The organism is Neorhizobium populisoli (assembly GCF_019430945.1).
GTDB classification, from domain to species: domain Bacteria; phylum Pseudomonadota; class Alphaproteobacteria; order Rhizobiales; family Rhizobiaceae; genus Neorhizobium; species Neorhizobium populisoli.
Genome location: NZ_JAHYCB010000036.1, coordinates 1 through 9538, shown reverse-complemented (window position 1 = coordinate 9538; position 9538 = coordinate 1). Strand labels below are relative to the sequence as shown.

12 protein-coding genes and 3 pseudogenes are annotated in these 9538 nt (G+C 56.8%); 13 read left to right on the top strand and 2 right to left on the bottom strand.

What is annotated here, in order from left to right:
- The 12 genes and pseudogenes from KX729_RS34350 to KX729_RS32945 form a co-directional block, all read left to right on the top strand.
- The coding region (locus KX729_RS34350) for a DUF930 domain-containing protein (RefSeq protein WP_281423296.1) at window positions 1-579 on the top strand (579 nt) is incomplete at its 5' end.
- A gap of 307 nt (window positions 580-886) precedes the next feature.
- Window positions 887-1417: a GNAT family N-acetyltransferase gene (locus KX729_RS32980; RefSeq protein ID WP_219746648.1), complete on the top strand. Its 531-nt coding sequence runs from the start codon at window positions 887-889 to the stop codon at window positions 1415-1417.
- A 102-nt stretch (window positions 1418-1519) separates the two neighbouring features.
- A complete protein-coding gene (locus KX729_RS34945; protein WP_512699464.1) occupies window positions 1520-2095 on the top strand; it encodes a hypothetical protein in 576 nt (191 codons plus the stop codon).
- Window positions 2026-2376: an ATP-binding cassette domain-containing protein gene (locus KX729_RS34895; protein WP_512699465.1), complete on the top strand. Its 351-nt coding sequence runs from the start codon at window positions 2026-2028 to the stop codon at window positions 2374-2376. Before KX729_RS34945 ends, KX729_RS34895 begins: the two co-directional genes overlap by 70 nt.
- Window positions 2377-2388: 12 nt before the next feature.
- Window positions 2389-2865 (top strand): NUDIX hydrolase, encoded by a 477-nt coding sequence (locus KX729_RS32970; RefSeq protein ID WP_219746646.1) that lies wholly within the window; start codon window positions 2389-2391, stop codon window positions 2863-2865.
- 60 nt (window positions 2866-2925) lie between these two features.
- Window positions 2926-3723, top strand: coding sequence for a class I SAM-dependent methyltransferase (locus KX729_RS32965; protein ID WP_219746645.1), 798 nt, complete (start codon window positions 2926-2928; stop codon window positions 3721-3723).
- Between the two features lie 227 nt (window positions 3724-3950).
- Window positions 3951-4205, top strand: a complete 255-nt coding sequence (locus KX729_RS32960) for a type II toxin-antitoxin system Phd/YefM family antitoxin (RefSeq protein WP_219746644.1) — start codon at window positions 3951-3953, stop codon at window positions 4203-4205.
- Window positions 4205-4606 (top strand): type II toxin-antitoxin system VapC family toxin, encoded by a 402-nt coding sequence (locus KX729_RS32955; RefSeq protein ID WP_219746643.1) that lies wholly within the window; start codon window positions 4205-4207, stop codon window positions 4604-4606. The genes KX729_RS32960 and KX729_RS32955 overlap by 1 nt, the downstream gene beginning before the upstream one ends.
- A gap of 1 nt (window position 4607) precedes the next feature.
- Window positions 4608-4938, top strand: a pseudogene (locus tag KX729_RS34140) (integrase); the annotation flags it as partial.
- A gap of 117 nt (window positions 4939-5055) precedes the next feature.
- A pseudogene (locus tag KX729_RS34795) lies at window positions 5056-5256 on the top strand (helix-turn-helix domain-containing protein); the annotation flags it as partial.
- A gap of 36 nt (window positions 5257-5292) precedes the next feature.
- On the top strand, window positions 5293-5607 hold the full coding sequence (locus tag KX729_RS34135) for a hypothetical protein (protein WP_246618052.1): 315 nt from the start codon (window positions 5293-5295) through the stop codon (window positions 5605-5607).
- A complete protein-coding gene (locus KX729_RS32945) occupies window positions 5604-6422 on the top strand; it encodes a hypothetical protein (protein WP_219746641.1) in 819 nt (272 codons plus the stop codon). The genes KX729_RS34135 and KX729_RS32945 overlap by 4 nt, the downstream gene beginning before the upstream one ends.
- A 25-nt stretch (window positions 6423-6447) precedes the next feature.
- Here KX729_RS32945 and KX729_RS32940 read toward each other — a convergent pair.
- Together KX729_RS32940 and KX729_RS32935 are read right to left on the bottom strand one after the other, a co-directional pair.
- Window positions 6448-6765, bottom strand: a pseudogene (locus KX729_RS32940) (Tn3 family transposase); the annotation flags it as partial.
- A 193-nt stretch (window positions 6766-6958) separates the two neighbouring features.
- Window positions 6959-7930, bottom strand: coding sequence for a ketopantoate reductase family protein (locus KX729_RS32935; protein ID WP_219746640.1), 972 nt, complete (start codon window positions 7928-7930; stop codon window positions 6959-6961).
- A 389-nt stretch (window positions 7931-8319) separates the two neighbouring features.
- Here KX729_RS32935 and istA point away from each other — a divergent pair.
- A partial coding sequence (gene istA / locus KX729_RS32930) for an IS21 family transposase (protein WP_219746647.1) occupies window positions 8320-9538 on the top strand: 1219 nt, incomplete at its 3' end.

Here is a 9538-nt window from a genome sequence, read left to right as displayed (position 1 = left end):
GAGGGCGATCTCGCGGTCAAGCATCAACCCCAGTCTTTCGTCGAAGCTCAGATCATTTCCATGAGCCTGCTCGAGGAGCTCGCGATAGGCCGTTGCCATGCCGGCCAGACCAAGCGCATTCATTTGCCAAAACCGGAAATTGCAACGCAAGAGGCCGCACCTTCTGATGAGGGAATGCCAGCGAGGGTCAAGCCCACGCGTATGTTATCGGAGAGAATTCTTGCCGATCGACATAGCCGCGAAGCAAAAATGGCTCTTTCCCAACTTGCTCCAGCTGAACAGGTCGAACAGCTCTGCAATCTCGAAGCCATGGCGCAGGTCGGTCGTTGGAGTAAGGATTTTCTTCCGGATCGGGTCATTGCCTATGCGATGGCCGACACGAAACTTGAAGGAAATTCCTTTTCCGCCAACGGGGCAGCGGTGCATAGCAAGCAGAATTGGTACAACATTCAATTCAAGTGCGACCTGACGCCAGACCATAAAAGAATTGAAGCCTTCGAATTCACCGTGGGCGATCCAATTTCCAGAGAGGATTGGTCGGAACGTAATCTTCCAGATGAAAGTCTGCAGTTCGATTGACCGGTTCCACCTTGTCGTTGTTCATCAGCAGCTTTGGCGGCGCAGTGTGGCGATGATCCTGACATTCGCGCAGGCTGACCACTGCGATTTGCTAAAAAGCAGACCGTGGTTGACAAGCGCGCGAACGAGACGCATTTTTATGCCATGATCGCAAACGTAAACCTTACCCGCCGTAATTCCATGACCTCCGGTTATCCGGCGGGCGTTGGACTGTTGGCGCGGTAAAGCGTTTCATCATTCATCCAGCCCTGCCGAGACGAGCAGGGCGATGAAAGGCCTGCTCTCCCGCTTTAACAAGGAGAACAGCATGCCGCCTGAAAAAGATGCGCCGGTCCAATCACAATTCCATATCCACGATGTCGTAATCCGTGGCTCGCGCCCGCAGGACGCCGAAGCCATAACGGAAGTTCTCAACCTGCCTGGCGTGCGTCACGGTACTTTGCGCCAGCCGTTTCAGAGCGTCGAGAGAACTCGCAAATATATCGAAAGCGCTTCGCCTTCAGATATTTTGGTCTGCGCCGAATGGCATGGCAAGATCATCGGAAGTGCCGGCCTTCATCGCAAGAGCGGCCGGCAGCACCATGTCGCGAGCTTTGGCATCGGCGTGCACGACGAATTCGCAGGAAAAGGTGTCGGGACGGTCCTTCTGAGCACTTTGATCGATACGGCCGACAAATGGCACGACATTAGGCGCATCGAACTGGATGTCTTTGTAGATAATACTCCAGCGATCCGGCTCTACGAAAAGTTCGGTTTTGTCCACGAGGGCACATTGCGCCAGAACGCTTACCGTAACGGTGAATACGTCGATGCGCATTTCATGGCCCGACTGCGCTGACCGCAAAAATACTGACATTTGCCACGGTCGATTGAGACTGCTTCGGAAGAAGCCCTACGTTGTCTTCGTCGTCCCTGCCGATCTTTTTAATCAGAGTTGCCCATGTCAATTTCAGATGCGATTTATCGTCCCTTTGAAGCCATGATCCGACCGCTGGATATTCCCTATCAGCCTCTTCCCTCGAAGGGGCCAGTGGCGGTCCTTCTGCACTTCATTTCGATGTTCCGGGGTGTTCTTATTGCTCTGGCGGTTTCCTCCATGGCAATTGAAGCCATCAACCTCAGCATTGTCTGGGGGCTTTCCGTCATTGTCGACGGCGTAACCGAGCAGGGCGCTGCGACCTTCCTGCGAAACGAATGGCCGCTCCTGACTTTTCTCGGGCTGCTGCTGTTCCCGGCCCTGCCGATCGCATCCTTCCTCCTGAACACGCTCCAGTCGCATACGCTTGGGGTCGGGATCTCCTTCACCGCTCGGTTGGCGACAATATTCGTTATGGCCGGCCGGACGCGACACAGCAGGACGTCGAACATGCAACGAGGATGGCAAAAGCCGATGGCTTTATTGCCGATCTCGCCGATAGCGAGGGCCGTAAGGGCTATGAGGCTTTCGTGGGCGATCGGGGTATCAAGCTCTCCGGCGGGCAGCGCCAGCGTGTCGCGATCGCCCGTGTTCTCCTAAAGAATGCGCCTATCCTTGTGCTTAACGAGGCGACCTCCGCTCTCGACAGCGAATCCGAAGCGGCCATTCAGGAAAAGCTCAATCTGGTAATGGAAGGAAAGACGGTCATCGCTATCGCCCATCGCCTTTCGACAATTGCCAGGATGGATCGGATCGTTGTGCTCGATCAGGGACGCATCGTAGAAGAAGGCAGGCCGGACGAACTAATCGGACAAGACGGACTTTTTGCCCGCCTGTGGAAACGCCAGACCGGTGGCTTTATTCCTGAAGATGCCGAGTAGCCAAGCAGCATGATGAGCGAGTTCAAATCCAGCGTTATCCGCGTCAAAGCCCTCGGCCTCCATTGGCGCGGCACCCGACTCTTGGCGTTCGAGGTATATGACCGTCACGGGACGCTCAAAGGCGTACGGCCGCTAGGGGGAAGCATTGAGTTTGGCGAAACCGCAAAAGACGCGGTCGTCAGAGAGTTCAAAGAGGAAGTAAATGTCGACGTGTCCGTGGTCGGAGGCCCTGTCACCCTCGAAAATGTATTCTCGCATGATGGCCAAAGCCGGCACGAGATCTTGTTCATTTTCGACGTTGCGTTCCCATCGGGAGCTTTCGACGGACAGGAGCGCATCCGATTTCAGGAAGACGATGGCACTTGGTTGGCAGCCGCCTGGTATGATCCGCGGGACCTCGATGTCGATGGGAAACCTGATCTATATCCGAAGGGTCTGAAATCATGCCTGTCGCTTGGGGCGATTGGAGGAAGGAGCTCGACGGAGTGAAGTGTGCTCCGGCGCGGCATCCGGAGTCTTCGGAAGACGCAAACAGCATTAAGAGATGACATGAACGATCTACCGATTTCTGATGTGGCGAAGCGGTGGAATGAAAACGCCGATCAGTGGACACGAGACGTACGCGACGGGTTCGATGTATATAGAGATCAGTTCACGTTCCCCGCCTTCCTCGCCGCGTTGCCGCCAATTGATGGGTTAGATGTCATCGATTTCGGGTGCGGGGAAGGCACGAATACCCGCGCCTTCGCTCGGCTTGGTGCACGTGTGACCGGCATTGACCTGTCAAGCCGCATGATCGGGCACGCCAGGCAGACGGAGGAAGCGGATCCGCTTGGCATTCAGTACCACGTCAACTCGTATAGCGACCATTGCGGGATAGCGGACGAGTCCTTTGACGCGGTCCTTTCAACAATGGCATTGATGGACGGACCCGATCTGGCCGGCGCTATGCGCGAGGCATACCGTCTCGTGCGGCCAGGAGGCTTCATTCTCTTCAGTGTCCTACATCCCTGTTTCATCACGCCGGGGCTTGGCTGGGAAAAGGACGTCGATGGGCAGACGACCGGTCTTCGGGTCGCTCGCTACTTCGATCGATCATCTTTCACGGAGCACTGGCGCTTCGGGAATCGCCCGAAGGACGAGGATGTAATACCGTTCGCCGTGCCCAGGTTTCCGCGCACGATCGGCGACTGTCTCAACGCCGTTGCCTCGGCCGGTTTCATCCTAACCAACATCGAGGAACCTCAACCCTCCCTTGCTGCATGCGAAGCTGTCCCACGGTTTGCACGCTGGCGAGACCTTGGCGCCTTCCTGTTGCTGGTTATGGCGAAGCGGCCTGAAAATTAGACGGCAAGTTCTAACAATCAAAGCGCCGCGGATTTCGTTGCGAAAATTAGGCGTATCGCATGCCAAGTCATCGCGCGTGCAAGAACCTCGCCTCAGCACGTTCCTAAGCTATTAGCGACGGCCCCGCTGGATTTGGAATATTCCATCTAAAAGCAATTCGCCTCTTTCAGATAATCAATAACGGTGCTATTTCTGGCTAGACAGCCTAGCTAGATCGGAGCAGATTCATGGATTGGCAGCTGCAGGACGCTAAAAACCAGTTTTCGAAAGTAGTGCAAAAAGCCCGCTTTGAAGGCCCGCAAGAGATAACCGTGCGTGGCGAGCGCACGGCCGTTGTCTTGTCCGCAAAAGACTATGACGCTTTGCGCGCAGGGCGACCGACTTTGGTCGATGACCTGCTCGCCGGTCCGCCTTGGGATGACGCCTTCACCGACGCGGTCGACGCGCGAACCAAAGTCTCAAGCCGCGACGTAGCCTTCTGATGTATCTAGTGGATACGAATATCGTCTCGGAGGCAAGGCGGGGCACGCCGGAGGCGGCCTCGTGGTTGCGCTCGGTCGCTCCTCTCAGCGTTCACTTGAGTGCGCTGACGCTTGGTGAGATCATGCGCGGTATTGCCTTGAAACAAAAATCAGATCCCAAGGCTGCGGCACATCTTGCCGAATGGCTGCGCAAGCTACGCCACGATCATGCTGACCGCATTCTCACGGTGACCGACGAGATCGCAGTCGAATGGGGCCGCATCGCTGCAATCCGGCCGCGCGGCGACATCGACGGGCTGATCGCAGCCACTGCAATTGTCCATGACCTGATCCTCGTCACTCGCAACGTCAAGGACTTTGAGGACACAGGCGCAGCCGTGATCAATCCATGGGAAGTGTGAGATGAGCGACGTTCTCGGTGGGCAAGCTGTGGCGGACGAGCCTTCCATTTCTAGAGCAGAAATCCCCTCCCCTGCCCCGCAACCGGGTCCCAGCCTGTCGGGCCACCTGCAGGATCTCACCGATCGCGCTTGGAGCTACGTCGAGGCAGCCAGCTCGATCAACACTAGAAAAGCCTACGCATCCGACTGGAAGCATTTTTCTGCCTGGTGCCGTCGCTCCAGTCTTTCCCCCCCTCCCCCCACATCCGCAGACCGTTGGTCTCTACATCACAGCCTGCGCCTCGGGATCCGCCGAGCGCGGCGCCAAGGCAAACTCCGTCTCGACGATTGAGGGGCAAGAACAAGAGCTGCTCCAAATCGTACGCTAAGGATCAGCAACGCAATATTACTACGCACCCACGATAAATGAGACAGTTGACAATTAAGCACCTCACTGTCAATAAATTGCTATGGATGCGACAGAGAACCGTTTCAATGCTACTCAACTAGCCCACCTGGCCGGGGTTTCGGAGCGCACCGTAAGATACTACGTGCGTGAGGAGCTCATTGACCCGCCGTCCGGCAGAGGTCGCGGCAGCCATTTTGACCACGGTCATTTGGCGCAACTCCGATGTGTGCGGATGCTTCAAAATAGCGGAATGAGTAACGCCGACATCCGTATCCACCGACAATCTATAGGAAGTCTCTTGGCGGAACGCGGTATTCCGATCGAGGAAGCCGAAAGCAACTGGGCCAACTTCAGCGCTCAATCTGCGGAATTCCATAAGATTATTGCGGGCGCACGGCCCATGCCAGTCGCCGAACTGGTCACAAGGATCCGTGTCGCCGACGGCGTCTTTCTGATGGTCGATCATCCCGTTCGGTTGCCGTCGCCGGAGAAGTTGTCAGCCGTGGTCAGCGCGGTTCGTATCGCATTTGCACTATCCGATCACCGGGACGAGGGCAATGAGCATGTTCCGCAGCGAGAGATAGATGCTGTAAAGCCGCAGAGGTCATCATGAACAGTTTGCAGATGGAAGCCGGCAAGGGCAGCTTCCAGTTCTTCGATGCTGTGGTGAGCGATCAGCGGCACATGCGGGTATTCTACTTTCGGCCGGTATCAAATGTTCAACACGCGCGTATCGTCATCGCCATGCATGGGCTGGACCGCGCAGCATCGGACTTCCGAGATGTGCTGGTCAAAGGGGCGGAGCAGCACGGGATAATTGTCCTGGTGCCGGAATTCGACATCGAAGCCTTCCCCGACGTCTATGCCTATAATTACGGGAATGTCAGGTCTGCTGCAGGCGCGTTTTTGCCGCAAGACAGATGGTCCTTCGGGATAATTGATCGCTTGTTCCAGCACGTCCGCGCCGGAGTTGAGTCCAAACGCACGACGTTCGGTTTGTTCGGCAATTCCGCCGGCTCGCAATTCGTCCTGCGCTATCTTGCATTGACCCAAGCATTGACGCTCGATCGGGCGGTCGCGTCGAACAGCGGCATTTACATGCTGCCGGATATCACCGTCGAATACCCAAGCGGCATGGGTGGTCTGGATCTCGATCAAACCTCCCTGCGCCGGTATTTCGGAAGGAGGTTGACAATATTGCTCGGACAAGGGGATTCCGACAGTACTGCCTTCGATCTGCCACGTGACGAAGAGGCCTTGGCACAAGGCCCACATCGGCTCGCGCGAGGCCTCTGGCATTTCGATTTGTGCAAGCAGGTCGCCGGTCGCCTTGGTAGCCCTCTTGCCTGGACATTGAGGACTATCCCAGGAGCGGGACACGTAGATCAGCGCATCTTCGACACAGCTCTCGATATCCTTGGCGGATGATCGACCCGTTTGGCTTTGATCTTTGTCAGGCCGCCCGCAAAAGGCGGCCAGGGAGACGTAGGGTTCTGTAACCCTGCGGCATTTGCTGCTCACTGTCCCGAGAGTAGATGCCGGTCAGATTGATGTGGTCCCAACCAAGCGGCGAGACATGCTTGATGAGGGCGTCAGGAATGTTGCGTCCGTTCGTCCGCAAATGGGCGACGGCGCGGCTTAAGTAAACCGTATTCCAGTGCATGATAGCGCTGACGACGAGGTTGAGACCGGAGGCCCGGAACGCCTGACTGTCGTACGAGCGGTCACGGATCTCGCCGCGTTCGTGGAAAAACACCGCGCGTTTGAGCTGCGTGCGAAAGCTGGCGGATGGGATTATCGAAGAGCAAGTGCGCGAAATCGGCGAGATGAAATCATTGATCGCAGAACTGGAGGCTCATCCCGCCCCCGACAATGCGCCCCACCTTCCATCCTATCGCCAGCGAGGCGCCCCGCCGCCGACACAGTGAAGTGTCACGCTGGCGAAAGCTGATCCAAATGGTGCTCTAGGCGAGAGACAGCGCCCGCTTAACCTCATCAAGGGGAATTGTTCCTGGCTGCAGTTTCTCCCGCACCATGCGCGCTGCGAGTTGACAGAACCAGGCATTAGCCGGCGCTGGGATGGCGTGCAGCCTTCCCAGCAAAACAACTTCGCCGTTGAGATAATCGGTCTCGATGGATCCCGTGGACCGCGCAAGGCTTTGCGTCGATGAGCTTCCTGCCCGGCTGAAACCCGGGACGGACGCAACGTTCATCAGCTTCCCGCGGTTGGGATCGGAGTCACCGACACCCTGCCACTTGATGCCCGCAGCGGTGAAAACCATCTCCGCCTCTTTACGGAGAATGTCGGTAACAGGTGCGGTATCGCCCTGGCCCCCGCATGCAGCTTCAACAATATTGCTGAGGTTCAAAAGGAGCTTTCCATATTTGGCCTTCATCACGTCTGGCGACACAAAGGCTGGGAGGCCCGCCGCAGTGAGCGTCTTCGCGACGGCTTCATCGACACTGTCGCTCCCATGCGGATATCGACCAAGGTAGAAATATCCCGAGTGCGGTGACCCGAACGCGACGACCTCACCAGGCGTAACAAAGTCGGTCGGCATCATGACGCTCACACCATGCACGTTCGCAAAATGCCGGAGTGCCCTGCGCTCGTTCTCGACCCCGTTCTGGAAACAGAAGACCGCTTGGTCCCCAAGGCCGGCTGCTGAGAGTTGTTCGATAACCGCGCCCATATGCTGGGTCTTCGTACAGACCATCACCACATCCTCGGGGCGAAGCGTGATCGCATTCGGCGTTTCCACGCATTCGAAGCGACGGATCTCGGTTCCCGCGGGCGTGCGCAATGTCAGCCCGTTCGCCTGGATCGCCTTCAGCTGCTGGCCGCGGGCAATCCCGATGACCTCCTCCCCGGCAGCAGCAAGTGAGACGGCAATTGTGCCGCCGATTGCACCCACGCCATGGATAATGAAACGCATGTTAGAAACCTCATACGGGCGATAGGAGAGCCCCAATTCCCGTTTGCATGCTAAATGCTCCTGACAGTCTGTGTAAAGCAGCCATGGACGATGTGCGAAAATTAGGCATATCGCATCCCATATCCGTGCGGGAGCAACTCCGCCGCTGAGCGATATGTACTCCCCTAGGATCAGAAAACTCCCTGCCCAAAAGCATTATTGGACGTTATGCTCATTATTGCGGGTTTCAGTATGTCGCGGACAGGCATTTCGGTAAGTCGCGGACACTGATTTCACTAAGTACGGGACAGTGATTTCAGTAAGTCGCGGACAGTTATCTCGGCGGAATTAGATCGATTTTCGTGAGCGCCGTTCTGGCACTTTGCCCTCGTGGTTTGAGCGAGGACATGATGCCCAGGCGGAAGCAAGCGAGACATACTGACGTGAAGGATATCCGATCGATCCTGCGGCTTACGTTCGAGCAGGGATTATCGATACGCGCCGTTTCCGAGCGGCTGAAGATCAGCAAGACATCGGTTTCGACGTACCTGCTGCGGGCAAAGGAAGCCGGGCTTGCGGTCTGGCCTCTACCTCCGGGCCTGGACGAGGACGATGTTCTTGAACATCGACTATTCCGCCGCATGGGACGGCCTCCACGCGATACTGTCGAGCCGAACTGGCCGAAGATGGCCAGCGAACTGAAGCGCAAGGGCGTCACGCTCCATTTGCTTTGGCAGGAATACCGGGAAGCTCACCCGGATGGCTACGGGTACACCTGGTTTTGCGGCCGGTTTGCTGATCACGAAAGCCGAGTCAGGCCCACCTACCGCAGCCGTCATGTTGCTGGTGTCGCGATGGAATGCGACTATGCCGGCCATACGATCCCGATCATCGATCCATCCACCGGCGAGATCCGCGCGGCGCAGATCTACGTCGCGGTGTTGAGCGCGTCGCAACCAACGTTCGCCTATGCCAGCTTCAGCCAGAAGCTGCCAGACTGGATCGAGGCGAACCAACGGGCCTTTAGTTACTTCGGTGGCGTGACGAAGACGACGATCTGCGACAACCTCAAATCGGCTGTCGCCAAGGCTCTTTGGTTCGAGCCGACATTGAATGCGACCTTTGCCGCTTTCGCTGAGCATTACGACACGACTGTGGTTCCGGCACGCCCTCGGCATCCTCGCGACAAACCCTCCGCTGAAGGGACGGTTTTAATCGTCGAGAGATGGGTCCTGGCGAGGCTCCGAAACGAACGGTTCTTCAGCCTTGTCGATCTCAATATCCGCATCAGCGCTTTGATCGAGGACCTCAATACCCGAACCATGCGGCGATATGGAAAATCTCGCCGCGCATTGTTCGATGAAGTCGAACGCTCGCAGCTCAAACCATTGCCTTCAACGCCGTTCGAATATGCGGAATGGAAGAGCGCCAAAGTGCATCCCGACTATCACGTCGAAGTCGACAAGACCTTCTATTCCGTACCGCATGGGCTGATTGGACGACGGGTCGATGTCAGGCTGACGTACCGGGTGGTCGAAATCTTCTTCGACCACAAACGAGTCGCAAGTCACATCCGGAGTTCGCAGCGTTCAGGCCACGTCACCGTCAATGAACACATGCCCAAGGCGC